Genomic DNA, 24,626 nt, shown 5'->3' with positions numbered 1-24,626 from the left:
CCGGGCAGGGGTTCCTTGCGGCCCGGGGCCGGGCCGCAAGGAAGGGGTCAGCGGGACAGGAGGCCGGAGAGGGCGGAGCCGAGGCCGGCGGCCCCGGCGGAGGTCGCGGCCCGCCAGGCGATCATGTGGTCGGGGCGGACGAGCAGGGCGCCGTCCTCCTCGACACCGCAGACCGCTCCGTAGTCGCCGTAGGAGTCCTCGTAGTCGCAGCCCAGGCCGATCGTGCGGACACGGACGGGGACGCCGAGGACGGCGGCGGCCTTGGCCGCGGCCTCCTGCCAGGCCGCGCCGCGCGGGCCCGTCAGCAGGGTGAAGCCGCCCTTGCCGCACAGGTCGAACAGCGCGACGCGGCGCTGGTCCCTGGTCAGCCAGACGTGCGGGAGGTGGCGGCCCGGGTGCGTCGAGGCGTGGTGGTAGACCTCCTCGTCGCGCGGCGCGGGCGGCTCGGCCGCGCCCTCGTCGAGGATCGCGCTCGACCGGTAGCGCTGGTTGGTCTCCACACCGTGCGCGTTGAAGCCGATGAGGGTCGCGTGCATCGCCTTCTCGAACGCGCGGCGCCGCCCGGTGCCCTCCGGGGTGGCCTCCTCAAGACCGGCGACGGCGCGCGCCATCGTGTGCTCGTCGGGCGCGGCGGGCAGGTCGAGCGCCTGGAAGAGCCCCGGGATGAGCGCGTTGCTCGTGCCCGCGCGCTTCACGATCTGCTCCGCGACCGGGACGCGTTCGGCCCGGTAGGTCTCCAGCAGTTCCGGACCGGCCTGCCCGCGCAGGACGAGGGCGAGCTTCCAGCACAGGTTGTAACCGTCCTGGATGGAGGTGTTCGAGCCGAGCCCGTTCATCGGCGGGTGCCGGTGCACGGCGTCGCCCGCGCAGAACACCCGGCCCTTCATGTTGTCGGTGGCGTACACGTGGTTGATCGACCAGATGGACACCGACTCGATCTTCACCGGGACCGTGTCGTCCCCGATGAGCCGGTGCGCGATCGCGACGGCGTCGTCCTCGGTGAGCTCGGGACGTCCTTCGGCCTCGTCGTACCCCCACACGCCGATCCACCGGTCCCACGGCCGGACCATGCGCAGGACGCCGATGCCGAGCCCGTCATGGCCCGCGCCGGACTGGAGGAACCAGTACATGTCACCCGGACGGTGCTCGACCAGCCGGGTGAGGTCGGCCTCGAACACGATGTTGACGGAGCCGCCGCCGCCCATCTCGCCTACCAGGGGCAGGCCCAGCTTCTCCATGACCAGCGAGTTGCCGCCGTCCGCGCCGATCAGGTACTTGCTGCGGATGCCGTACTCCGCGCCGGTGACCTTGTCGGCGACGAGCGCGGTGACGCCGTCGGCGTCCTGGACGAAGTCGACGAGCTCGGTGTTGAAGCGGACCGACGCGCCCCGGGAGGCCGCGGCGTTGATCAGGATCGGCTCCAGCAGGTCCTGCGGCAGGTCGCACAGGGAGCAGGGGCTGGCCAGGTCGTGCTCGGCCTGGAAGTGCGGGTGGGTGTACCAGGTGCGCAGCCTGCCGAACTCGCGGCCCGCGAGGCTGGTGGCGTACACGTGCTCGCCCATGAGGCGCTGGGGCGTCGCGGCGGCGGCCGCCTTGTCCTCGAGCCCGAGGTCGCGCAGCACCTCCATCGCGCGCTGGTTGGTGATGTGCGCCCGCGGCGTGTTGGACACGCCCGGGTACTTGTTGACGACGATGCACGAGACACCGTAGGAGGCGAGCAGGGCGGCGGCGGACGCGCCGGCCGGGCCCGCGCCGACGATGAGTACCTCGGTCTCGGCCGCGGCGGAAGGGGTGGTCACCGGTCGTTTCCTTTCGGGGAGGTCAGGTGTTGCGGACGAAGTCGATGACCAGCCGGTTGAACTCCTCGGCGTGCTCGATCATCGCCCAGTGGCCGCAGCGGTTGAGCAGCACGAGCCGGGAGTCGGGGACGTTCGCGACGAGGGCCAGCGAGTGCTCGAAGGACACGACGCGGTCGTCGCGGCCGTGGACGAACAGGGAGGGCGCCTTGATCCCGGGCAGGTCCTCGGGCCGCACCCACGTCGGGACGGGCGCGCCGTGGGGCAGCCCGGCCACGTAGTTGGCGAGGTGGTCGGGACGGGCGAGGGCGGCCTCCGACCGGGCGGCGCACAGCTCCGGGGTGGCGAAGCGCGCCTTGTCGTAGACCATGATCTCGACGAGCCGCCGCATGTTCTCCGGGCTCGCGTCCAGATACGCCTGGATGAGGACCTTCAGTCCCTCCGAAGGCCCGTCGCCCGGCCCGAACAGCTTCGGCGCCATGGTGACCGGCGGGCCCATGGTGACCAGGTGCGAGATCCGGTCCGGGTGCTGGACGGCGAGCCGCAGCGACGTCTGCCCGCCCATGGAGTTGCCGACGAACGCGGCCCGGTCGATGCCGAGCGCGTCCATGAACTGGATCGCGGCGTCGACGTGGTCGAGCCGGTCGACGGTGCAGGCGTCGGAGTCGCCCCAGCCGGGCATGTCGACGGCGTACACGTGGAAGTGCTCGGCGAGGGATTCGATGTTGCCGGAGAAGTTGCTCCAGCCGGTCGCGCCCGGCCCGCTGCCGTGCAGCAGGATCACGGGGTGGCCGGAGCCCGCCTCGTAGTAGCGCAGCTTCCAGTCGCGGGTCTGGACGGTGCGGGCCGCGTCGGCCTTGGTGAGTGCCATCGGGGATTCCTTTCGTGGGTCGGGCGGGGCGTCAGGCCTGGAGCAGCGCGCTCACGACCTCCGGCGGCCGGTGGCCCCAGGAGCTGAGCTCGTCGAAGTGCTGGACCTTCCAGGTGGCCTCGTCGATGACGAGCCCGCCCCAGCCGAACTCGACGTTGAACCCGGACGGCGTGCGGACGTAGAAGCTGAACATCCGGTCGTTGGGGTGCATCCCGAGCGTCATCTCGAACCGCTGCCCGGCGTCCATGCACCGGTCGTAGGCGCGGCCGACGTCGAGCATGTTCGCGGCCTCGACCATGAAGTGGTGGATCCGCTTGGGGAACGGCATCCCGGCGAAGGCGAGCGAGTGGTGGCGCTCGTTGCAGTGCAGGAACACCACGCTGGCGACGATGCCGGGCTGGATCTCCTCGTCGATGAAGTCGCTGACGGCGAAGCCGAGCAGGTCGGTGTAGAAGGCGAGGAGGTCCGCGCGCTCGGCCTCCTGCTCGGTGAGGACGACGTGGCCCGCGCCGCCCCGCCCGGTCACGAACCCGCCGAGCAACCGCTCCGACGCGAACGGCGCGGGGGCGTCGGCGAGGCCGACGACGAGTTCGATCCGGTTGCCCAGCGGGTCGGCGGTGACGGCGATCCGCTCGACCTTGCGGGCGGCGGCCAGCGCGGCGTCGCCCTCGGCGACGGTGACGCCCGCCGCGCGGAGCCGGGCGACGAGCGTGTCGAGGGCGGCGGCGCCGGCGACCGCGTAGCCGCTGGCGGCGAGGTCGTCGGCGGGGCCGCGCTCGCAGATCCAGCGGTGGGCCTTGGCGTCCATGCGGAGGGTCAGGGAGTCCGCGGTGCGCTCGCCGATCTGCATGCCGAGCAGGTCGACGGCGAACCGCTCCCAGTCGGCGAGGTCGGCGACCTCGTAGACGACGTAGGCGAGTTCGTTCACGCGGGTCATGGAACGTTCCTTTCTGCGGGGTGGGTGCGAGGGTGTCAGGCGGGGACGGCGAGGCCGTGCAGGTCGCAGGCCGCGACGAACCGGTCGGGGCGCACGGCGACGGCGCGGACGCCGAAGCCGCGCAGCCACGCGCCGAGGACGCCGTCGAGGTCGACGATCTCCGCCTCGGTCTCGGTGCCCTTGCCGACCGGGCGGACGGCGAGGTAGCGGGCGCCGAGCGCGTCCCATCCGGCGCGTTCGGCCGGGTCGAGCAGCTCGCGGGGGTCCACGTCGTCGCCGAGCAGGACGAAGCCGTCGCCGAGGAGGTCGTCGAGCGGCGCGACCCGGCCGCGCGGGTCGGCGGCGGCGGGCTGGGGCAGCATCCGGCCGACGACGCCGTCGCCGAGCGGGCCGCGCAGCCAGCCCGCGGTGAGGACGGGCGGCTGGATGAGCGGGGGCTCGGGGGCGTCCTCGCCCTCGGGCGGCGCGGGCTGAGCGGCCCCGTCGCCCTCCAGCCGCACGATCCGGCCGAGCTCCTCCGACATCTCGATGAACCCCGCGACGTTCGGGCGGCGCTCGGCCTCGTAGGTGTCGAGGAACGCCTCGGGCAGGTCGCCGCGCAGCACCCGGGCGAGCTTCCAGGAGATGTCGTGGGCGTCGCGCATCCCGGACTGCATGCCCGAGCCGGCCCAGGGGGCCATGAGGTGGGCCGCGTCCCCGACGAGGAAGACCCGGCCGGTGCGCCAGCGGTCGACCATCCGCGAGTGGTGCTTGTAGAAGGCGTGCTGGTGGATCTCCACGTCGTCCTCGGTGATCCCGAGGTTCTTCAGCAGCGGCCACACCTCGGCGGAGGTGGGGAAGTCGGCGGGCGTCTCCTCGGGGCGCAGCGGCAGCTCCCAGCGGTGGTTGCCGCGCGCCAGGGCGATGTCGACGACGGGGCGGTCGGGGTCGCACCAGAAGGTGAGCAGGTTCCGGTCCGGCCACCAGCGCTTGACGCGGCAGTCCACGACGAGCCAGGTGGTGTCGAGGGTGCCGCCCTCCAGCCGGGCGCCGACCAGGGCGCGGGTGGGGCTGCTGCCGCCGTCGCAGGCCAGGGCGTACCGGACCCGGACCGAGGTCTCGGCACCCGTCGCGGTGTCGCGGGAGGTGACGGTGACGCCGGTCGCGTCCTGGGCGAGGGCGACGACCTCCGCGCCGTAGCGGACCTCGATCCGGTCGGCGAACCGCTCGGCGCAGGCGCGCAGGGCGGCCTCCATGACCGGCTGGTAGATGCTGTAGAAGCGGGTGCCGCCGCCCAGGGTCGAGGGCGGGAACCCGACGCCGAGCAGGACCTCCCCGTCGTAGGTGATCCAGCGCAGGGCGCGCATGGGGTCCATGTCCTTCTTCAGGATCTCGTCCATGCCGAGGGCCTGGAAGATCCGCATCGTCCAGTCGTTGACGGTCACGGCGCGGGCCCGGGGGTGGATGTCGCGGTCGCGTTCGAAGGCGATCGCCGAGACGCCGTGGGCGCCGAGGGCGTTGGCGGCGACGACGCCGCTCGGCCCGTATCCGATGATCGCGATTTCCGCGTCGAAGTGCTCGGTCATGTGCGTACTGCTCTCATGGGGTGGCGGAGCGGAGTTTTGTACTGAACGACCGGTACAAAACTTGTGCGGCACAGCTAACGTCGCTGGAACGGCCCTTGTCAAGCCCCCGTTAGACTTCGGCCGTGGAGATCCCCAAATACGCCCTGAACAAGCGGGGCCGCCGCTCGCGGGAGGAGATCCTCGACGCGGCCTCCCGGATGATGTCCACCCGGGGATACGCCGCCACCAGCCTCGCCGACCTCGGCCGGGAGACCGGGCTGCCGAAGAGCGCGATCTACCACCACTTCGACTCCAAGGCGGGCCTGCTCGCCGCGGTCATGGAACGCGGCGCGCGCGGCTTCTTCGACGACCTGGCGCGCGGCCACGCCGAACTCCCGCCCGGGGGCACCTCGCGGGAGCGGCTCGGCTGGTACCTGCGCCGCACCGGCCGGGTCTTCACCTCGCGCGAGGAGTTCCTGCGGCTGTTCATCCTCCTGCGGCTCAGCGAGGAGGCCCCCGAGGTCGCCCGGATCGTCACCGAGGTGCGGATCGAGGGCCTCGTGCACATGCACGACATGATCAAGTCGGCGTTCGCCCCCGACGGCGCGGACGCCGCCGAAGCCGTCGCCGACGCCCTGTCCGGCTTCGGCGTCTCGTCCTTCGACGGCGCCTTCATCGCCGTCCACACCGACCCGGGCCGCACCACCGACGCCGAGATGGACCTCCTCACCGAGGCGATGGCCGCCCTCGGCGAGGCCCGCGTCGCGGCCTTCCGCGCCCGGCAGTCCTCCTGATCCACCGGCCGCCGGGCGGGACGCCGTCAGTCCGGGGTGCGGCGGAAGGCCGTGCGGTGGTCGCTCGGGCGTCGGCCGGTGCGGGCGAAGGCTCGCTGCCGCGCAGCCACCACGCGGAAGTCTTCGCCGGGATCTTCGTCGGCGCGGTCACCTTCGGTGAGCCGGGCTTGCGCACGGGCGGACACGGCGAGGGCCGGCCATCCGGGGCGCTCGCCGGAGGGCGCGGCGGCCGTGGAAAGCCGAAACGGCGGCCGTCGCGCTCGCGCACGACGGCCGCCGGTCACAGACGGGGAACGCCCGGGTCAGGCGGGGACGCCCGCGTTGGAGATGGGGCCCAGCTGGCCGCCGTCGAGCTTGAGCTGCTGGCCGGTGACCCAGCGGGACTCGTCCGAGGCGAAGTACAGGACGGCCTCGGAGACGTCGCGGGCAGGCAGCCACGGGACGCCCATCGGGGACTTGGTCACCAGGGCGGGGATCATGTCCTCGCGGTTCGGGTTCTCCACATCGGGGCGGAAGGCGTTGTACATGAACTCGTTGTCCATCATGCCGGTGTCGACATTCGTCGGGTGCACGACGTTCACGCGGATCTGCTGCCCGGCGTAGACGCGGGCGAGGTCGTGGCCGAGGCGGCCGACGTGGCGCTTGGCGTGCGCGTAGCCCAGGCCGCCCGCGCCGGCGGCGTCGACGGTGCCGGGGAGCAGGGCCGCGGTCGAGCCCGTCAGGATCACCGAGGCGCCCGGCTGCAGGTAGGGCATCGCCGCGGAGACGGCGTTGATCACACCGACCAGGTTGACCTGCACGACGTCCATGAACGCCTGCGGGGTGTCCAGGCCCATCGTCAGGATGCCCGCCTGGGCGATCACGATGTCGAGCTTCCCGAACTCGGCGACGCCCTGGTCGACGGCCGCCTGCAGTTCGGGCAGCGAACGGACGTCGCCCTTCGTGAAGAGGATGCGGCGGCCGAGCGCCTCGACCTGGCGGATCGTCTCCGCCATGTCGTCCTTCGTCGCCAGCGGGTACGGAACGGTGCTGATGTCCTCGAAGAGATCGACGGCGATGATGTCCGCGCCCTCCTCAGCGAGGCGGACGGCATGGCTGCGGCCCTGGCCCCGTGCGGCGCCGGTGATGAAGGCGACCTTGCCTTCGACGCGTCCGGACATGAAGAACCTCCTGGGAAATTTCAGTGGAGAACCGGCCGGTCCCGGGACCGGCCGGTGAGATCAGGGGAAGGTCAGACGAGCGGTTCGTACCCGGACGGGATCTCGTCCAGGATCACCGTCTTCGACTCCAGGTAGGGGAGCAGGCCGTCCCGGCCGCCCTCACGCCCGACGCCGGACTGCTTGAAGCCGCCGAAGCCCATCCGCGGGTCGGTCCGGTAGCCGTTGTGGCCGACCGTGCCCGCGCGCAGGCGGCGGGCCGCCCGGTAGGCGCGGTCGACGTCGTTGGTGAAGACCGTCGCGTTGAGGCCGAAGACGGTCTCGTTCGCCAGCTGAATCGCGTGCTCCTCGTCGTCGGCGGGGATGACGCTGAGCACCGGGCCGAAGATCTCCTCCTGGGCGATCGTCGCCTGGTTGTCGACGCCCGAGAAGACGGTCGGCTGGATGTAGAAGCCGCGCTCGAAGTCGGGGCGGCCGCCGCCGGTGACGAGCTTCCCGCCCTCGGCGAGGCCCTTCGCGATGTAGCTCTCCACGCGGTCGCGCTGGCGTTCCATGGCCAGCGGACCGAGCTGGGAGGCGGGGTCGTAGGGGTCGCCGACGCGGACGGAGCCGAAGAAGGCGCCGAGGGCCTCGGCGAACTCGTCGTGGCGGTGCCGGCTGACGATGATCCGGGTCAGCGACGAGCACACCTGGCCGTTGAGGACGCACTCGGCGTCCGCGAGCGACCTGGCCGCGGTCTCCAGGTCGTAGTCGTCGAAGATGACGGCCGGGGACTTGCCGCCGAGCTCCAGGGTGTAGCGGGCCATCCGGTCGCCGCAGATGCTCGCGATGCGCCGGCCGACTCCGCTCGAACCCGTGAAGGCGACCTTGTCGACGCGCGGGTCGCGCACGAGCTGCTCGGAGACCTCGCGGTCCGCGGTGAGCACGTTGAGGACGCCGGCGGGCAGGCCGATCTCCTCGGCGACCTCGGCCAGCACGTACGCCTCGCCCGGCGCTTCCGGCGGGGCCTTCAGGACGATGGTGCAGCCGGCCAGCAGCGCGGGCGCGACCTTGTACGCGGCCAGGGACATCGGCGTGTTCCACGCGACGATGGCGCCCACGACGCCGATCGGCTCGCGGACCACATTGCCGAAGGCGCCCTGCAAAGGCCGGTGGCGAACCTCGAACGGGAAGTCCGCGGCGAGATCGGCATAGTAGTCGTAGTGCGCGCCGACCCGCTCGATGGACGCCGACGACATCGTGTGCAGGACGCCGACCTGGCGCGTCCACAGATGGCTCGCGTCGGCGGCCCGGCGGCGCAGCCCGTCGGCGATCTTGCGCAGCCACTCGGCGCGTTCGGCGGGCGCCAGCAGGGGCCATTCCGACCGGTCGAAGGCGGTGCGCGCGGCGGCGATGGCCTTCGCCATGTCCTCCGGGCCCGCCTCGGCGACCCGGTAGTAGAGCTCCTCGGTCGTGGGATCGATGATCGCGAACGTCGAGGACGTCGTCGGCGCCACCCACTGACCGCCGATGAAGAGACGGTCCGGGTGGCTGAGCGGCAGCGCCCGCTCCCGCGCGGAGAACCCCGCGCCCCCAGATTCCACGGTGCCGACAGGGCTGGACATCGAACCTCCGATTCCGGGCTTGCAGGACTTCCGCGGAAGCAGCCCGGTGTTTCGCATAAGAGAACAATCGTTACTTTAGACAGTGTAGTGGAGGTCACGCAAGGGAGTGCGTGCGGGCACCCAGGGGTCGTGACGGCCTCTGACCCGTAGGTTGAGGGGTGAGGTGTGCGACGAGGCTTGACATGTGGTGTTGGCCGGATCACACTCGCTACGTTGTAGCGATCGCATGTTCTGTATAGCAGAACGGCCCGTGGAATCGAGCTTCCACTCCCCACACCGATGCATTGTGCATGCACATCGCAGTGCGAGACCCCCGGAGAAAGCGCGAAGATGTCAACCACCACCCCGGCAGCAATAGATCCGCGCCCCTTGCGGCCCCTCCCGTTCGTCATCGGGATCCTGATCGTCGCCGCCATCGTCAGCTCGTTCGAATCGACCATGATGTACACGGCGCTGCCGGACATCATCAAGGACTTCGACACCACCCCCGGCGACGCGGGATGGGTCCTCACCAGCTTCCTCCTGGTGGGCGCGGCGTCCGCGGCCATCAGCGGCAAGCTCGGGGACGCCTTCGGCCGCCGCAACGTCCTGATCGTCGTGCTCGCGGCCTCGATCATCGGATCGGTCATCAGCCTCGCGGCCGGCAGCCTCGAAATGATCATCGCCGGCCGGGCGATCCAGGGGCTCGCCGGCGGGCTGATCCCCCTGTGCATCGGCGTCCTGCGCGAGAACGTGCCCCAGAAGAACCTGCCCGTCGCCGTCGCCGTCGTCGCGGGTGCGGCCATGTGGGGAGGCGCGGCCGGCAACATCGTCGCGGGCAACATCGTCGACGCCTGGGGCTGGCACTACATCTTCGTGGTGGCCGCCGCTCTCGCCGCCGTCAGCGCGATCGGCGCGTGCTTCCTGCCCAGCCCGATCTTCAAGGCGGGCCTGGAGAAGGTCGACTGGTTCGGCGGCGTGCTGTTCGCCCCGGGCATCGCGCTGGTCCTGTACGGCATCCACGAGAGCAGCGAGTGGGGCTGGACCAGCGGCGAGACCATCGGCTTCGTTCTCGGCGGCCTCGTGGTCCTCGCCGCCTGGGTCGGCTGGGAGCTTCGCGTCGACGTCCCGCTGATCAACATCCGCTTCTTCTTCGACCGCAAGCTCGGCCTGACCCTTGTCGCGACGGCCCTGGTCTCCTTCGGCACCCTCGGCGTCTCGGGCTTCATCGGCCAGATGGTCTGGCAGACGCCCGAGAGCGCACCGGTCGGCCTCGGCCTCAGCGCCAGCAACGCCGGCGCCCTGTCCTTCGGCATCGGCCTCATCGGGTTCATCCTCTCCCCGCTCAGCGGCCGGATCTCCCGCAACGGCCGGTCCCACCGGGCCTTCATCATCGGCTCGACCCTCGGTATCATCGCGGCCGTCCTGTCCGCCATCCTGCTCGACACGATCGTCGGCTTCGTGATCGCGCAGATCGTCCTCACCGGCGCGACGGGCTTCATCCTCAGCTCGCTGCCGAACCTGATCATCGAGGGCGTCCCGGAGGCCAACACCAGCGAGGCGCAGGGCGTCTACATGGTCACCCAGACCGCCTTCGCCGGCATCGGAGCCTCGATCGGCACCGTCCTGCTCTCCCAGCACCTCGTCGAGGGGACCGCGTTCAGCTCGCGCGCCGGATACACCACGGTGTTCGCGATGGTGGCGGTGGCGGCCGCGCTGGCCCTGGTCGCCGGACTCTTCATGCGCACCGGCTCTGAGAAGTCCCCGGAGGGCGCCGGCACGAACGCGAACCCGCTCACCGACGCGGTCGCCTAGGCACGCGGAGAGCGATCACCAGACTTCGAAGGCACCGGGCGAACAGCCCGGTGCCTTCGAGCGCCCATGCCGTCACGACCCGCCGGTCGGCGCCGCGGTCACCGGTGCGGGAAAAGGCCGGTTTGCAAGGCTCTCGACATCAGAATTGAAGCGCCGCAGATACTCGGCGAATGCCGAGATGTCATCGGAGCTCCACGGGAGGAGCACCCGCTCGAGCCCGCGGATGTTCGCAGCCCGCTCCCCGGAAAGGCGCCGCTCGCCCTCGGGGGTCAGGCACAGTAGGCGCGCGATTCCTCCCTCAGGGTCGTTCGCATGCGCGAGCAGGCCCGAACGGATCATGCTGTTCGTCTGGCGATTGATCGTGGACAGATCGAGTCCGAAGACCTCGCTCAACCGCCTGATCGACATGGGTCCCTCCGCCTGAATCCGGCTGAGTACCGCGAAGGCGCTGCGGTCCAGGCAGGGTAGATCGCTCGGACGAAGCGTACGCCCGCTGCGGTGCCTCCCCAACAGCAGTGTCTCGTACTCGATCACCGATATCGCGTCGTCCATCAAACCTCCCTGCAACTCCTGCAAAGTGCATGATACATGCTATATGCATGATGCAAGTAATGATGAATGGGGTGGGTGAGGAATGTAGGAGAGCGCCTCGTTGATGCGACCGGTCGGCCGACCCGGCATCGAACGCGGCAAACTTTCTTGCCCCTGCAGACCAAAGCTGATCGGCTGGAGATGAGGTCCATTATGGAATGCTCAAACCGACGTCTTCGATTCCGAACTCCCCGACAAGGCCCGAGCAGTCGCGAACGGAGACGGCCTTGAGCCGCCCGGGCACGCCCTTGACGCCGAGGCCGTCCAGGATGGACGCGAAGCCGATCGTGGCTGTCGGCTCCCCGATCACGCCGACAAAGTGCTCTTGAGCACGCGTATGTGCGCCGCTTTCGGCGGTGACGTGGGACGGGGAGGGCGGGGCGCCAGGCCCTCGGTGCCCCGCTCTTTACGGTGGATTTCCGACCGGCCTTCTCCGGCTTCGGTGCGTCGGCGGGTTCCGTGCTCTCCAAGGCCTGGCCTTCGGTGTCCGGTTTCGCGTCTGTCCCGTAATCGCTCGGAAACCGGGGGATGATTCAGTGGGGCGACGCTGACACGGCATCCGAACCCGGCAGTGCCATCTTGGGGATATGTCAATACCCTTGCTTGATGCTGTCTTTATGGGATTAGGGAACTTCGGGGCGGAAATTAGCGCCAGATGAGAATTCTGTGTCAGATGGAGTGTTTAATATAAGAGGGTGGGGATATCGGGAAGAGGGCGTATGCAAGATTCTCGAGAGTTGGTTCGGTCGGAGCTCGTGCGCGCCGCGGTTCACCTGTTCGCCGAACTGGGATTCGACCAGACGAGCCTGCAGATGGTGGCTGACGCGGCCGGTGTTCCCGTGGCTGTCGCCCGTCGTGAGTTCGGGGACAAGACTCAGCTCTATATGGCGGCTTTTCGCGCAGTGGCGATCAATGAGCAGTCGGTGGCCGAGAAGATTTCTGCAAACTTCACGTACGATAGAACCGGCCTGTACCATCTGGTCGATGAAGTTCTCGAATATGCCCTGGATAATCCCGACGCCACTGCATTGTGGATGCAACGGACGATGTCCGATGCTGCGGATATAACAGAGATCGAGAAAATGTATTTCTCTCCCAACTTCCAGAACGGGCGACGGCTGGTAGCGAGGGTAATTCGCGAAGACATTGATGCCGAATTCGCGCTCTGGACCATCATGTGGTGCGTGCGCGCCTTCGTTAGAGGAGGCATCCTCGACGAACAGGGACAGCGAGTCGGTAAAGATGATCCGCGAACCATGATTCGGTTCCGCACATATCTTCACAGCCTGGTCGACCTTTTCACCACACCGTCTTTGCGACACACTTGAGCGCGTGGCGGCTGTGCGGGTTGCGTACTGGGCGGCTACGCGACCTTCTCCACGTTCGTCACCGACGCCGAGTCCTCCATCCAGGCCGGCGGCCCCGCGACGGGCCTGCTGTACCTGGCGGTCGCCGCGGTGAGCGGGCCGGCCGCGGTGACGGTGACGGCCCGGCTCACACGCCCGGCCGGCCGGCCGCTCGCGTCCAGGGGGGCGGTGATGTGATGCTCCCCCTGGACGGGCACCGAGGTTGAGGGAGATCCGGTTCGGCGACTGTCCGAAGGGGATCGTTCGTCGTGCCCAAGCCCTGTCCGCCGGAGTTCCGGCGGCGTGCTCTGGGCCCTGCTGGAATCGGGGCGTGGACGCCGGTCGAGGGTGACCGGAAGCTGATCGGCGACAAGGCCGGGTCGACCGGTCCGGGTTCCGCGGTGCTGTTGGAGTTCGATGAGATCGAGGGCCGGTTCCCGGCTTATCCCGAAGAGGTGCCGCGGGCGGCGTCCGAGGCCGATGAGGAGGCGCTGGCGGAACTCAACGTTCAACGAATCACGCCATCAAGCGACCCAAGGCACAGTCCAGGGCGAGTCGGGCGAGTGGTCAATCGGCCGGCCGGTCGGCCACCGCGGGTCCTCCACCCGGTCGGCCGGGTGCGGTGCGCAGGTCTTCGAGTTGCCGGTCCAGGAGCTCGGCCATGACGGCTCGGGTGGTGTGGGGGGTGTCGGAGCGGGCGATGAGGAGCGCGGCCTCGAAGATGGCGGCGATGAGGAGGTGGGCGCGTTCCTCGAGGTGTTCGGGGGAGGTCAGCCCGGCATCGGCTGCGGCGACGAGCCCTTGGCGCAGGAGGCCGAAGCCGCCGCCGTCGGCGTCGATGGAGCGCCAGCGGGACCAGCCGAGGACGGCGGGGGCGTCGATGAGCGCGATCCGCCGGTAGGACGGCTCGCTGCATGCGTTCAGGAAGAAGCGGCTGCCTGATCTCAGGGCCTCGATGGGATCGGATCCCGGTTCGACGTCGCCCAGCAGCCGTTCGCTCATGTGATGGCACAGGTCGGTGTAGACGGCCGCGAGGATCTCGGTCTTGTCGCGGTAGTGGTGGTAGAGCGCGCCTTTGGACACCCCTGCCTTCTCGGCGATCTGGTCGAGGCTGGTGCGGTCGTATCCATGCCCGGTGAACAGGTCGCATGCGGCGGCGACGATGGCCTGTTTGGTGGTGTCAGAGCGCTCTGATTGCTGGCGTCGCATGTCCCGATCCTAGACGGCGAGTACCCATCGCCATCGACAAACCGACCGGCGGTATGTAAAGTCCGGGGAATGAACATCGCGATCATCGGCGGGACCGGCACCGTCGGCACCCCTCTCCTGACCTGGCTCTCCCGGTCCGGCGCGCACGTGACGGCGCTCGCCCGGACCCCTGACTCCGCCCGGCGTGTCCGCGCCGCGGGCGGAACGCCCCTGCTCGGCGATCTGGACGACGGCGAGGCGATCGGGCGGCTGATCGCGGACGCCGACTCGGTGCTGCTCCTGACCGCCAACACCCCCGGCCAGCTCGACCAGGAGATCCGGGTCATCGACGTCAACGCCTCCACGCGGCGGGCACCGGTCGTGAAGGTCTCGGTGCCGGCCGCGTCCGCGGACTCACCTCTGGCGATCGCCCGGACCCACCACGCGGCCGAGGAGCATCTGCGCGGCTGCGGCGTCGACCACATGATCGTGCGGCCTGGCTGGTTCATGCAGAACCTCCACCTGGTCGCCGAGCGGGCCGGCCGCACGGGCGTGCTCGCCCTGCCGATCGGCGACGGCCCGATCGCGGCCGTCGACGCCCGCGACATCGCCCACGTCTGCGGCGTCCTGCTCACCGAACCGTCCCGGTTCGCCGGACGCGACCTGCACGTGGTCGGCGCCCAGGACGTGACCGGCACGTCGATGGCGGCCGCCCTCAGCCGGGCGGCCGGCCACGACCTCTCCTTCCGCGACATCTCCCGCCAGGAGTTCCAGCGGTCGCTGGTCGAGGACGGCCACGGGGAAGACCTCGTCGACGACCTCGGCTTCCTCTACGACGTCGTGATCCGCAACGGCTTCCTGGCCGGGCCGAACGACTCCGTCCACGAGATCACCGGCCGGTCCGCCCTCACCTTCCCGTCCTTCGCGCAAGAGCACACGGAGTGGTTCGCATGACCGCGATGCCCCGCATCGGCCTCTGGTACGACCTGCGCAACCCTGAACCGTCGCGGCTGACCTTCACCGAGCTGTACGGGGCCGTCCTCGAGCAGATCGCCTGGGCCGAATCCCTCGGGATCGGATCGGCCTGGTTCAGCGAGCACCACTTCGCCGCCGACGGCTACGTCCCGTCCCCGCTCGTGTTCGCCGCCGCCGCGGCCCAGCGCACGACCACGATCAGGCTCGGCACCAACCTCATGCTGGCGCCGCTGCACGACCCGATCCGGCTCGCCGAAGACGCCGCCGCCGTGTCGCTGCTGTCCGGGGGCCGCTTCGACCTGGGCGTCGGCCTCGGCTACCGGCACGTCGAGTACGCGGCCTTCGGGAAATCGCTCGGCCACCGGCCCAGCCTGCTCACCGAGGGCATCGACATCATCCGGCAGGCGTGGTCCGGACGGGAGATCAACGCCGTCGGCCGGCGCTACGACGTCTCCGGCGTGAAGGTCCGTCCGGTCCCCGAACAGCCGCCCCGGATCCTCATCGGCGGGATCGCCGAACCGGCCATCCGGCGGGCCGCCGCCCTCGGTGACGGATTCCTGTCCATGGCCGACTCCACGATCCCGGCCTACCTCGACGCCGCCCGCTCCCTCGGCCGCGCCCCGCAGGTCTTCGCCGCCCAGTGGGCGATCGTCGCCGACGACCCCGAACGGGAGTGGGCGCGGGTCGGCGACCACGCGCTCTACCAGATGAACACCTACATCGACTGGGGCAATGAGGGCCCGGCCTCACCCACTCCCCGCATCGAGGACCGGCACGCCCTCCTGGCCGGCGGCGCCTATGAGGCATGGGATCCGTCGACGGCCGCCACGAGGATCCTCGACCTGATCCGCACCTACCCAGACATCCAGGACATCCACTTCTGGGCGCAGCTGCCCGGTGAGACCCCCGACAGCGCCGCCGCCCGCATCGAGGTTCTCGCCCGCAAGGTCGTGCCCGCCGTCGCCGCCGCGCTCCAGGCCGACCCTGCGGACCAGTGATCGTCGACGGCCTGACCGAGTGCGGGAGAGCGGGGGCTTGATGGGTGGACGGGCGCGAGTCCATGAGCGAGCGCACCATCAAGGCCGGCAAGTACACCGGCCAGGATCCCTCGGTCGTCTCCGTCTACCGGGTGCTCGCCGACGCCGACGAACAGGCCGCCGACCCCGCTACCCGAGCGCCGCCGGCCGGCGTCGGTTTCTGTACTCGGACACCTCGAAGGCCGGTCGGACCAGATCACCTCGACGGCGTGGGTCGCGGGTGCCGCGGCATTTCCGGATGTGCTCCGAATCCGGATGTATCCCGAAAGATCGGTGATGCTCGATACGGCCGGAGAACAGCGGTGTCGGTCGGAGCCGTGTCGCGGTGAGGACGAGGTCGGCAACGGCTTGGGATCTGCTGTGCGGTGGCCAAGCGATGACGGTCGTGACGGCCGGTGCGTCCGGCACGGGCACGACGGCATGATCGTCGCGTAGCTGGATGCGGAGCGACTCGGGTACGACCGCGCAGGCCAGCCCGAGCGCGATCAGTTGGCACAGTTGGGTATGGTCGCGCACCTGCGGGCCGGGGCCGTCCGGATAGCCGCCGTCCCGTCCAGGCCGGCGCGGCAGGGGCAGGTTCGTCAGGGTGGTGACCTCGGCCAACGGCACGTGCGCCCGATCGGCGAGGGGACGCCCCGCGGGCAGGACCACGACCTGCCGTTCGGTGTGCAGATCCGCGGTGTCGAATCCGGCTGTCGTGTCTAAGGCCGGTGGAGCAGAGCAACGTCGGCCCGCCCGTCGCGCGGCAGACCTTCCGGCTGGCCTGGCCCGCACAGCATCACCTCGACCGCCGCGGCGCCCGGTTCGGCGGCGTAGGCGTGCAGCAGCTTCGACACCAGTTCGCTGGACGCTCCGCGCTCGGCTGGCGCATCGGTGTGGGCGCGCGCGATCGGCGGCGCCGCGACACCGCGGTGGCGAAGCTGCGCGCGGCCGGGACCGATGCGTTCGGTGTGCCGCCCGACGTGACCGACGACGCGAGCGTGGCCGCGGCGGCCGAATTGATCGCCGACCATGCCGGAGGGCTCGATGTCCTGGTCAACAACGCCGCCGTCACCGGCGGTATGCCGCAGACACCGACCACGGTCGCTCCCGCGACCGTGCGAGCCGTCGTGGAGACCAATGTGAGCGGGGTCATCCGGGTCACCAACGCGATGCTGCCGATGTCGCGCGCCTCGGCCGCACCGCGGATCGACAACATGTCGAGCAGCGTCGGCTCGCTCGCCCTGCACACCACACCCGGCATCGGCCTGGGCCAGGTTCCCGCCGCCTACTCGGCCTCGAAGACCTTCCTCAACGCCCTCACCGTCCACTACGTCACGGAGCTGGGTGACACCAACATCCTGATCAACTCCGGCTGTCCCGGTTTCACCGCCACCGACCTCAACGGCTTTCGCGGCGTCCGTACACCGCGACAGGGTGCGGCCATCGCGATTCACCTCGCGACCCTGCCCGACGACGGGCCGACCGGCGGATTCTTCGACGACGCCGGAACGGTGCCCTGGTGACGGGCACACCGGTGCCCACCGTTCCCGTTCTCGAGGTCGGCCGCGCGTCGTGCGTCGCAGGAGAATCCCTAGCGGGGGCGTCGGTGCCTCACTACCCGCTCTGCCGGTGTCGAGTCCGGTAGCGGCTGACGTTCACGGCATTCGCGCACCGAACGCTGCAGAAGTGCCGGCGGCCGTTGCGCGAGGTGTCCAGGAAGACGAGCGGACATCCACTGCGCCCGCAGCGGCCGAGCCGTCCGCCGGCACCGTCCGCGATCAGGTGGGCGAGTCCGGCGGCGGTGAGTGCCTTGACCCGCGCGGGAAGGGGCGCGTGCAAGGGGGCGTAGTGGAGGTGGTGGGCGAGGCCGTCGTGGCTGACGAGGCGAGGGTGGCAGTCCGCGGCGATGAGGAGGGCGTCCACCAGGGTCGCCTGCTGCGCTGACGTGGTCTCGAAGACCGGCCGGAGCCGGAGCGTCCACTGCCGGAGGTCTTCGACCATCGCGTCGTCGGCGGTCGCCTGATGAACGTCATGGCCGCTCAGCAGGTCGGTCAGCCATGCGGCGTGGGGTGAGGGCTGGTTGACCAGGTCCGCAGCTATGTGGGCTCCCGCCGCGGTGTAAGTGTTGAACTGCACAAAGCCATTACAGCATCGTGAGCCCATGGACTCGAACATGGGGACGGTCAAAGCGGGGAGCGCCCGCGTCGGTGACGGGGAGCCCGCCTTCGGGCGGGGAATGGCCAGTGGTCTGATAGCGGTGGTCATGTGGGGACTTGCGCCGGTCGCCACCCGCGCGGTCGTCGCCGACGTGGCGCCGCTGCATCTTGCCGCGCTGCGCACGCTCATCGCGGGCGTCGCCCTGCTGCCGTGGTGCGTACCCGTGCTGAGGCGACTCGACCGAGCCACCGTGGTCCGCCTCGTCGCCGCCGGCCTCCTCGGCATGGTCGGCTACAACCTGCCTGTGGCCCTCGGTATCCAGTGGCTGCCGGCGTCGACGGCCGCATTGATCCTGGCGACCGAACCGATCTGGATTCTGGGCCTCGGCCGGGTCTTCCTGGCCGAATCCGTCTCCGCCCGGGCGTGGGGCGGGTCCGCTGTCGCCTTGACCGGGATCGCCGTCCTCGCCGGTCCGAACGCCCTGCATGCCGAGTCCGGAGGCCGCACACTCGAGGGCTTCGGTCTGGTGATGCTGGGCACCGCGCTCTTCGGGGCCTACACCATCGTGCTGCGCCCGCTCAGCCTCACCCTCGGCCCTCTGGCGGCCACCGCGGCCTCCACCGCGGCCGGAGCCGTCCCATACCTGGCACTCACCTGGATGATCCCCGCGCACCAGCTCGCTGCGCTGCCACGGGCGGCCTGGGGCGAACTGGCCTTCCTCGCCCTCGGCAGCACCGTGGCCGGCATGCTGCTGTGGAACCTGGCCGTGGCCCGCTCGGGAAGCAGCCGGGCCGGCCTTCTGCTCTTCCTGGAACCTCTGGTCGGCGTCATCGGGGGCATCACTCTGCTCGGCGAACGCCTCTCGCCCGGAAGCGCCGTCGGCGGGGTCCTCATCACACTCGGCGTGACGATCGCCTGGACGGCTCAGCGTCGAGCGGGCACGGGATGAGGAATCCCGTGCCCGCCCGGCCCCTGCGGTCCGGCTGCTCCCACGAGGCCATCGCCGGTTCCACCTGCTCGGCCACGACGATTCGCGACCGCCGTGACGAGTAGGCCGGCCTCGGTGAGGAGGTGCCGTCACCGCAGCAGCGACTGCGTCGCGGGGGACACGCGCGAGCAGACGATCCGCGCCGACGGCTCCTCGGAGAAGGACGGAGTCCTCTCCTGCCCGTCGGGAGAACCTGTCATCGATCAGAGCCCGGAAACGGGCGCGCGGAGCGGTGTTCTGCTGCCCAGCGTCCGATCTTCCAGGGTGGGGAGGACGGCTTCGGCGGGGCACCGGGAAGCCTTCTGATCCCGACACCTGGCGAGGGCGGCTCAGCCCGCTTTGGGGCTGTGGACTCTCTCGGGTGCGGGGGGCCGGTCGTCGGCCGCGGGTTCGATGAAGCCCTTCTGGAGTTTGCGGAGTGCTTCGTCGACGACGGTGTGGGGTTCGTGGGTGCCGGGGGGTTGTGCGGCCCACCAGCTCATGGCGGCCATGGTGGTGGTGCTGATCGCGGCGCTCAGGACGTCGGCGAGGGGGGGCCAGGCGTCGGCGGGCAGGCGTTCGGCGAGGAAGTCGCGGTTGATCTGGGTGCCGAGCCGGACCCGTTCGGACACCGCGAGTTCGGGAGTGGCCGCGACCAGACGCACGGCCGCGCGCAGGTGGCCGGTCTCGGCGGCCATGTCCTGCAGGGAGGAGCAGATCGCGCGCCGCAGCACGTCCATGGGGTGCTCGCCGGGGTCGGCGGCCTCCAGGAAGGCTCTGCGGTCGGCCAGGGCGCGTTCGATCGGGCTCCACACGATGTCGGCCTTGGCGGGGAAGTAGCGGTGCAGGGTGCGGACGCTGACGTCCAGTTCCCGGGCGAGGTCGGCCATCGTGCACTCGGAGTATCCGCGCTCGGCCAGCAGCGCCACGGCGGCGGGGCTGAGCGAGGCCACGGGGTCTGTCGCCCGCCGGGGCCGCCCGCCGCGGTTGGGTCCAGCGTTCGTCACGGTCATGAGTCTAGGGTGCGGTTTTGGCAGAGTCTGTCAAAACATGCGGGTCCGGTCCGTCCGGTCCTCTTCCCGTGAAGGAGTTCCTCATGTCCGACAAGGTCATCGTCACCGTCGGTGTCGGCGGTATGGGCGAGGCGATCACCCGCCGGGTCGGCTCCGGCGCCCGGGTGCTGCTGGCCGACTACGACCAGGAGCTGCTGGCCCGGGTCCACGCCGATCTGGAGGGCGACGGCTACGACGTCACCACCGCGGTCGTGGACGTCTCCTCCCATGCCTCGGTCGCCGACCTCGCTCAGGTCGCGGCCGGTCTCGGGCCGGTGACGCAGCTGATCCACACCGCCGGGGTGTCGGCGGCCAAGTCCAGCGCGGCCGCGATCCTGGCGGTCGACCTGGCCGGGGTGGCCTACAGCGTCGAGGAGTTCGGCAAGGTCATCGCCCCGGGAGGGTCCGGGATCGTGATCGCCAGCATGGCCGGGACGCTGGGCGAGCCGCAGCTCACCCCCGAGAGGGAGAAGGCGCTGCGCGTCATCCCGGCCGACGATCTGCTGTCCCTGCCCTTCCTCAATTCCGACCTCGTCGAGTTCCCCACCCACGCCTACGTCGTGTCGAAGCGGGCGAACCAGCTGCGCATGGCGGCCGCGGCGCTCGACTGGGGACGGCGCGGGGCCCGGATCAACTCGATCAGCCCCGGCATCATCTCCACCCCCCAGGGCCGCGACGAGCTCGCCGGGGAAGCGGGCGCGTCGATGCGCGCGATGATCGACGGCTCGCCGGCCGGGCGCATGGGCACCCCCGGCGACATCGCCGCCGCCGCGGCCTTCCTCCTGGGCCCCGACGCCGCCTTCATCACCGGCACCGACCTGCTCGTCGACGGAGGCGCAGTCGCCGCGATCCGCCTCAGCGCGGCCCGGTCGGCCCACCGCGGCTGACCGGCACGCGACCGCACCGCCTCTTCGGGAGATCTCATGGAAAAGACAGCACCCGCGGCACGTTCTCAGCTGATCGTGGGAACGCTGGCGTTCGCGGGCATCATCGGGGCGATCATGCAGACGATCGTCGTGCCGTTCATCGGCGAGCTGCCGGCCCTGCTGGGCACCTCGGCGTCCAACGCCTCCTGGGTGGTGACCGTGACGCTCCTGGTCGGCGCGGTCGCCACGCCCGTCTCCGGCCGCCTCGGCGACCTGTACGGGAAGAAGCCACTGCTGCTGGCGAGCACGGTCCCGCTCATCGCAGGGTCCGTCGTCTGCGCCCTGTCCACCGCGCTCGTCCCGATGGTCATCGGCCGCGGCCTGCAGGGCCTGGGAGTCGGGATCATCCCGCTGGGCATCAGCATCCTGCGCGACGTCATGCCGCCCGCGAAGCTGGGCGGGTCGATCGCGCTGATCAGCGCCTCCCTGGGCATCGGCTCGGCCCTCGGCCTGCCGCTCGCCGCGGCCGTCGGCGAGCACGCAGACTTCCACGTCCTGTTCTGGGGCACCGCCGCCCTGGCGACCCTCGTCCTGGCCCTCATCTGGTGGCTCATCCCCTCCACCCCGACCACCGCGCAGGGACGCTTCGACCCGATCGGCGCCCTCGGCCTCAGCGCCGGTCTGGTCTGCCTGCTCCTGGGGATCTCCAAGGGCGCCCAGTGGGGCTGGACCAGCACCGCCACCCTCGGCGCGCTCGCCGCCGCCCTGATCATCCTGCTCGCCTGGGGCGCCTTCGAGCTGCGGCACCCCGACCCGCTGGTCGACCTGCGCTCCACCGCCCGCCCCCAGGTCCTGATGACCAACATCGCCTCCGTCGTCGTCGGCTTCGCCCTCTACGTGCAGAGCCTGGTCGCGATGCAGCTCCTGCAACTGCCCGCGGAACTCGGCTACGGTCTGGGCCAGTCCATGCTCGCCGCCGGCCTGTGGATGGCCCCGGCCGGCCTGGTCATGATGGTCGTCTCTCCGCTCGGCGCCAGGCTCTCCGCAGCCCGCGGCCCCAAGACCACCCTCGCGGTCGGAGCGCTCGTCATCGCCGCCGCCTATGGCGCCCACCTGACCCTCATGGGCTCGGCTCCCGGCGTCATGATCGCCGCGTGCCTCTGCACCACCGGCGTCGCCTTCGCCTACGGCGCCATGCCCGCCCTCATCATGGACGCCGTCCCGCAAAGCGAGACCGCCGCGGCCAACAGCTTCAACACCCTCACGCGGTCCATCGGCACCTCCGCGTCCGCCGCCGTCATCGGTGTCGTCCTGGCCCAGATGACCACCACCGCAGGCGGCCGCACCCTGCCGTCGGAGGCGGGCTTCCAGACCGCGCTGGCCATCGGCGTCGGCGCCGGCCTCCTGGCCGCGCTTCTCACCCTCGCCATCCCCTACCGGCGCGCCGCCCCGGCCACCGAACCGGCCGAACACTTCACCACCGCCGCCTGATCCCGACCGCCAGTCGGCTCCCACGCAGTCCCACCGACCCGAAAGCGCAACCGATACCACTCACACCTACGACCCCGAGCTCATGCACGTCATCGCGGCCGGCTTCAGCCGGCCGCGCCCGGTAGCCGCACGCGGCGACTGGGCCCTGCGCGCGAACGCCGAAGCCGGACCGGCAAGGTTCAAGGAGCACCTGCCCGACCGGCCGGACGTGGCACGCACCGACCACCACATCCCCTCCTAAGATCCTGCGACGCGCGGCATAGCGGCCCAGCGGCCCGCGGACCTGGTCGAGGCGGATGGTGTGCCGCGACATCGCGTCGAGCGGCCCGTGGGTGGCGCGGGTGTCGGTGCGCCACAGGCGGGTGTCGCCCAGATCGGCGATGCGCGGCGTGAGCTTCCTCCCGTGGCACGGACACCAGCGAGGTGGTGGTCAGGTGCTTCGCGCGGACGGCCGGTGGAGCCGCTCGTAGTCATTGGGGCGGTGCGTTCCGAGGTTGGAAGAGCCCAGGCCGTTCGAGGTTCGGCTCTGATCGGGAGGGGTGGTCATGTCCGACCGCGGAGGCCGCGTCGGCGCGGGGTCGACTCCGGCGCAGGGGCGACCTTCCGGCATGAACGCGAACCCATGCGATGAACCGCGGGGAGCGGCCGACGGAAGCGGCGGGAAGATGCGGAACTCGACGACCCACCGGGACGGCGTCGCGATCCCGGTGCCCCGCGGCGGCCCGGGGGCCGAGGGCGGAGCACCGGTGGCGGGGCTGTTGAAGGAGCCGGGCCGATCAGGCTCGAGCCGCGGCCCCGGGAGATGCGGCTCCCGGCCGACTGGGAACTCCATCGGCACGAGCCGCAACGCGGGACCGGCCGGCCGGGAGGGACAGGCGTCAGCGGCTTGCGGTGGATCCGTTCACCTCAGGGTCGTGAAGTACGCGGTGCGGGTCGGGAAATCGATGTAGACGTCAGCGGAGCCGCCGAGGACCTCGCCGGAGAACTCCGAGTTCGTGGACCACCGTCGGCTCGTCTGTGCGGGGTCGAGGCCGGTGGCCAGGCGGGGGCCTGGTGCCGGGGCCGCCTTGAGCGTCCAGGTGTACCGTTCGCGCAAGTTCCTGGCGTTTTCGTCGGTGAGTACGACGACCGCCTCGAACCGGAAGTCCGTCGGCCCTGGAACGGAGCCGCGGGTGTCGACGCCGAGCGCGTCCTCGGTCCACCGGGCCGCGGAGATCGCCCCGAGCCCGGGAAAGGACTCCGTGACGGCGGCGGTGTCCGTCAGCACCGGTGACGGCGACTGTGACTTGGCCACCGCCCGCGGCGCGCTTCCGCCAACGCCGCAGGCGGCGGTGAGCATGAGCAGCACCGCTACCGCGCCGGCGCCTTCGGCCAGTTTCGTCCGCACGTCCTTGGAACGTGAGGTGCCGCCCGATCGTTCCTCGGTCCGCTCGTCGGCAGGGCCGTGCCGCAGTCGAGCGGCCCGGTCACCGAGCGGCCGACGCGGTCCTCGTCCGGCACCTGCCCGCGGCGGCGCATGGTGGACGGGCTCCGGGGGTCTCGCGCGGGGCATGGCACGGCTGGGTGCGGCGGGACACACGTCCCGTGCGCTCGGGGCCGGGCCGGTGCGATCGTGAGGGGTCATTACACCCCAGGCAGAGGAGATGCCGTGGTCATTCCCGTTCTGGCCTCCCTACCGCTCCTCGCCGCGGGCGGCTTCATGCTGTGGCTGGCCGCCGTGAGCCTGTGGGAGCTGCTGAAGGGGCCGAGCCATCGGAAGGTCGAGTGCGCTCGGCTGCCGTACGAGGACGAGCGGCAAGGGGTGCGGCTCGTCGGCAGGGCCGGCCCGGGACCGGACGGTCCGCTCAAGGCTCCGATCTCGGGCAGACCCTGCGTGTGGTGGTCGGTGCGCAGCCATGGCGAGCCCATGTCCCAGGGCTCGTCGGGGGACAAGCGGCCGTCGCTCCCCTCCGGCCACCGGACGTCCTCGGTCCCGTTCGCCGTGGCCGACGACAGCGGGGAGGCCCTGGTGCCGATCGGCGAGCTGACGGTCGGGGGCGTCGAGCACGGCCGCGAGCGCAGGAGCAGCCACCCGGACCTCCAGCGCGTCGTCCTCGTGGAACGGGAGGCGATCCTTGAGGTCGGCGCCCTCATCGACGTGTTCGGGCGTCCCGACCACGGCTCGCCCGGAGTCCAAGCGGTTCTCGCGGACGATCTCAGGGTCGGACTCGCCACCGGTCACTCCGCCGTCCGCAGCGGCATCGGCCATATCCTGCTCAGCCTGGTCATCGCCGCCGCGTGCTTCGGATGCGCGACCCTCCTGCTGTCCCTCCTGTGGATCACCTGAGCCGTTCTCCACGCGAGCCCGCCCTCGCCCTCCTCGTCGGGAACCGACACCGGTGCCCGCCGGGTGCGGGTGCCGCCGACCACATCGGACGCCGAGCACGATTCCCCGGACCACCGGCATCAGCGCGATGACGCCACCGGCCGGCCAGCCC

At 70.8% G+C, this 24,626-nt stretch carries 25 protein-coding genes; 11 read left to right on the top strand and 14 right to left on the bottom strand.

The annotated features are described in order from the left end of the window. Positions 1-47 precede the first annotated feature (47 nt). From EDD29_RS24710 to EDD29_RS24695, 4 genes are read right to left on the bottom strand one after another with little or no spacing between them, the layout of a single operon-like run. Positions 48-1,799, bottom strand: a complete 1,752-nt coding sequence (locus EDD29_RS24710) for an FAD-dependent oxidoreductase (RefSeq protein ID WP_123666696.1) — start codon at positions 1,797-1,799, stop codon at positions 48-50. A gap of 22 nt (positions 1,800-1,821) precedes the next feature. Then, the gene (locus EDD29_RS24705) at positions 1,822-2,667 is read right to left on the bottom strand and encodes an alpha/beta fold hydrolase (RefSeq protein WP_123666695.1); all 846 of its coding nucleotides are present in this window, start codon (positions 2,665-2,667) and stop codon (positions 1,822-1,824) included. A gap of 31 nt (positions 2,668-2,698) precedes the next feature. Then, a complete protein-coding gene (locus tag EDD29_RS24700; protein WP_123666694.1) occupies positions 2,699-3,604 on the bottom strand; it encodes a VOC family protein in 906 nt (301 codons plus the stop codon). Positions 3,605-3,639: 35 nt separating this feature from the next. Continuing rightward, entirely contained in the window at positions 3,640-5,169 is a 1,530-nt protein-coding gene (locus EDD29_RS24695; RefSeq protein ID WP_123666693.1) for a bifunctional 3-(3-hydroxy-phenyl)propionate/3-hydroxycinnamic acid hydroxylase, read from the bottom strand. 122 nt (positions 5,170-5,291) lie between these two features. Between EDD29_RS24695 and EDD29_RS24690 the strand changes: the two genes are divergently transcribed. After that, the gene (locus tag EDD29_RS24690) at positions 5,292-5,942 is read left to right on the top strand and encodes a TetR/AcrR family transcriptional regulator (protein ID WP_211359880.1); all 651 of its coding nucleotides are present in this window, start codon (positions 5,292-5,294) and stop codon (positions 5,940-5,942) included. Between the two features lie 302 nt (positions 5,943-6,244). Here the strand turns inward: EDD29_RS24690 and EDD29_RS24685 are convergent, their stop codons facing one another. Then, entirely contained in the window at positions 6,245-7,102 is an 858-nt protein-coding gene (locus EDD29_RS24685; RefSeq protein WP_123666692.1) for a mycofactocin-coupled SDR family oxidoreductase, read from the bottom strand. Positions 7,103-7,173: 71 nt separating this feature from the next. Then, complete coding sequence (locus EDD29_RS24680) at positions 7,174-8,703, bottom strand: aldehyde dehydrogenase (RefSeq protein ID WP_123670659.1); 1,530 nt, start codon at positions 8,701-8,703, stop codon at positions 7,174-7,176. 369 nt (positions 8,704-9,072) lie between these two features. On the opposite strand from EDD29_RS24680, the gene EDD29_RS24675 reads away from it, so the two are divergent. Further along, positions 9,073-10,497 carry an MFS transporter gene (locus EDD29_RS24675; protein WP_211359879.1) on the top strand — a complete coding sequence of 475 codons (1,425 nt, stop codon included), beginning with the start codon at positions 9,073-9,075 and terminating at the stop codon, positions 10,495-10,497. 72 nt (positions 10,498-10,569) lie between these two features. On the opposite strand, the gene EDD29_RS24670 is transcribed toward EDD29_RS24675, so the two are convergent. Both EDD29_RS24670 and EDD29_RS45670 read right to left on the bottom strand, forming a co-directional pair. Beyond that, complete coding sequence (locus tag EDD29_RS24670) at positions 10,570-11,049, bottom strand: MarR family winged helix-turn-helix transcriptional regulator (RefSeq protein ID WP_123666690.1); 480 nt, start codon at positions 11,047-11,049, stop codon at positions 10,570-10,572. Between the two features lie 190 nt (positions 11,050-11,239). Next, positions 11,240-11,398, bottom strand: coding sequence for a hypothetical protein (locus tag EDD29_RS45670; RefSeq protein WP_170201553.1), 159 nt, complete (start codon positions 11,396-11,398; stop codon positions 11,240-11,242). Positions 11,399-11,843: 445 nt separating this feature from the next. Here EDD29_RS45670 and EDD29_RS24665 point away from each other — a divergent pair, with 445 nt between their 5' ends. Further along, entirely contained in the window at positions 11,844-12,416 is a 573-nt protein-coding gene (locus tag EDD29_RS24665) for a TetR/AcrR family transcriptional regulator (RefSeq protein ID WP_170201552.1), read from the top strand. Positions 12,417-12,451: 35 nt separating this feature from the next. On the opposite strand, the gene EDD29_RS24660 is transcribed toward EDD29_RS24665, so the two are convergent. Both EDD29_RS24660 and EDD29_RS24655 read right to left on the bottom strand, forming a co-directional pair. Continuing rightward, positions 12,452-12,652 carry a hypothetical protein gene (locus EDD29_RS24660; RefSeq protein ID WP_123666688.1) on the bottom strand — a complete coding sequence of 67 codons (201 nt, stop codon included), beginning with the start codon at positions 12,650-12,652 and terminating at the stop codon, positions 12,452-12,454. Between the two features lie 349 nt (positions 12,653-13,001). Then, on the bottom strand, positions 13,002-13,643 hold the full coding sequence (locus tag EDD29_RS24655; RefSeq protein ID WP_123666687.1) for a TetR/AcrR family transcriptional regulator: 642 nt from the start codon (positions 13,641-13,643) through the stop codon (positions 13,002-13,004). Positions 13,644-13,712: 69 nt separating this feature from the next. Between EDD29_RS24655 and EDD29_RS24650 the strand changes: the two genes are divergently transcribed. Further along, entirely contained in the window at positions 13,713-14,576 is an 864-nt protein-coding gene (locus EDD29_RS24650; RefSeq protein WP_123666686.1) for an NmrA family NAD(P)-binding protein, read from the top strand. Then, positions 14,573-15,595 carry an LLM class flavin-dependent oxidoreductase gene (locus EDD29_RS24645; RefSeq protein ID WP_123666685.1) on the top strand — a complete coding sequence of 341 codons (1,023 nt, stop codon included), beginning with the start codon at positions 14,573-14,575 and terminating at the stop codon, positions 15,593-15,595. Before EDD29_RS24650 ends, EDD29_RS24645 begins: the two co-directional genes overlap by 4 nt. A 168-nt stretch (positions 15,596-15,763) precedes the next feature. Here EDD29_RS24645 and EDD29_RS24640 read toward each other — a convergent pair whose 3' ends face one another. Next, positions 15,764-16,408 (bottom strand): LysR substrate-binding domain-containing protein, encoded by a 645-nt coding sequence (locus tag EDD29_RS24640; RefSeq protein WP_211359878.1) that lies wholly within the window; start codon positions 16,406-16,408, stop codon positions 15,764-15,766. On the opposite strand from EDD29_RS24640, the gene EDD29_RS24635 reads away from it, so the two are divergent. Then, on the top strand, positions 16,345-17,139 hold the full coding sequence (locus EDD29_RS24635; protein WP_246052986.1) for an SDR family NAD(P)-dependent oxidoreductase: 795 nt from the start codon (positions 16,345-16,347) through the stop codon (positions 17,137-17,139). The two genes, EDD29_RS24640 and EDD29_RS24635, sit on opposite strands and share 64 nt — an antisense overlap. Before the next feature lie 91 nt (positions 17,140-17,230). Here EDD29_RS24635 and EDD29_RS24630 read toward each other — a convergent pair whose 3' ends face one another. After that, positions 17,231-17,752: a CGNR zinc finger domain-containing protein gene (locus EDD29_RS24630; protein ID WP_123666683.1), complete on the bottom strand. Its 522-nt coding sequence runs from the start codon at positions 17,750-17,752 to the stop codon at positions 17,231-17,233. Positions 17,753-17,777: 25 nt separating this feature from the next. Between EDD29_RS24630 and EDD29_RS24625 the strand changes: the two genes are divergently transcribed. Then, positions 17,778-18,722 (top strand): DMT family transporter, encoded by a 945-nt coding sequence (locus EDD29_RS24625; RefSeq protein WP_123666682.1) that lies wholly within the window; start codon positions 17,778-17,780, stop codon positions 18,720-18,722. Between the two features lie 368 nt (positions 18,723-19,090). On the opposite strand, the gene EDD29_RS24620 is transcribed toward EDD29_RS24625, so the two are convergent. Beyond that, a complete protein-coding gene (locus tag EDD29_RS24620) occupies positions 19,091-19,747 on the bottom strand; it encodes a TetR/AcrR family transcriptional regulator (RefSeq protein WP_170201551.1) in 657 nt (218 codons plus the stop codon). A gap of 89 nt (positions 19,748-19,836) precedes the next feature. Between EDD29_RS24620 and EDD29_RS24615 the strand changes: the two genes are divergently transcribed. The 3 genes from EDD29_RS24615 to EDD29_RS45665 all read left to right on the top strand — a co-directional run bounded on the left by EDD29_RS24615 (position 19,837) and on the right by EDD29_RS45665 (position 22,390). Further along, positions 19,837-20,679, top strand: coding sequence for an SDR family oxidoreductase (locus EDD29_RS24615; RefSeq protein WP_123666680.1), 843 nt, complete (start codon positions 19,837-19,839; stop codon positions 20,677-20,679). A gap of 36 nt (positions 20,680-20,715) precedes the next feature. Continuing rightward, entirely contained in the window at positions 20,716-22,149 is a 1,434-nt protein-coding gene (locus EDD29_RS24610) for an MFS transporter (RefSeq protein WP_123666679.1), read from the top strand. Between the two features lie 82 nt (positions 22,150-22,231). Next, positions 22,232-22,390 carry a hypothetical protein gene (locus EDD29_RS45665; protein WP_170201550.1) on the top strand — a complete coding sequence of 53 codons (159 nt, stop codon included), beginning with the start codon at positions 22,232-22,234 and terminating at the stop codon, positions 22,388-22,390. 660 nt (positions 22,391-23,050) lie between these two features. On the opposite strand, the gene EDD29_RS24605 is transcribed toward EDD29_RS45665, so the two are convergent. After that, entirely contained in the window at positions 23,051-23,536 is a 486-nt protein-coding gene (locus tag EDD29_RS24605) for a hypothetical protein (protein WP_123666678.1), read from the bottom strand. Positions 23,537-23,797: 261 nt separating this feature from the next. Between EDD29_RS24605 and EDD29_RS24600 the strand changes: the two genes are divergently transcribed. After that, positions 23,798-24,475, top strand: coding sequence for a hypothetical protein (locus EDD29_RS24600; RefSeq protein ID WP_123666677.1), 678 nt, complete (start codon positions 23,798-23,800; stop codon positions 24,473-24,475). Positions 24,476-24,626: the final 151 nt, after the last annotated feature.

Origin of the sequence: Actinocorallia herbida (assembly GCF_003751225.1) — a bacterium.
GTDB lineage: Bacteria > Actinomycetota > Actinomycetes > Streptosporangiales > Streptosporangiaceae > Actinocorallia > Actinocorallia herbida.
The sequence above is the reverse complement of the archived record's forward strand: the minus strand, read 5'-3'. Positions and strand labels throughout refer to the sequence as shown.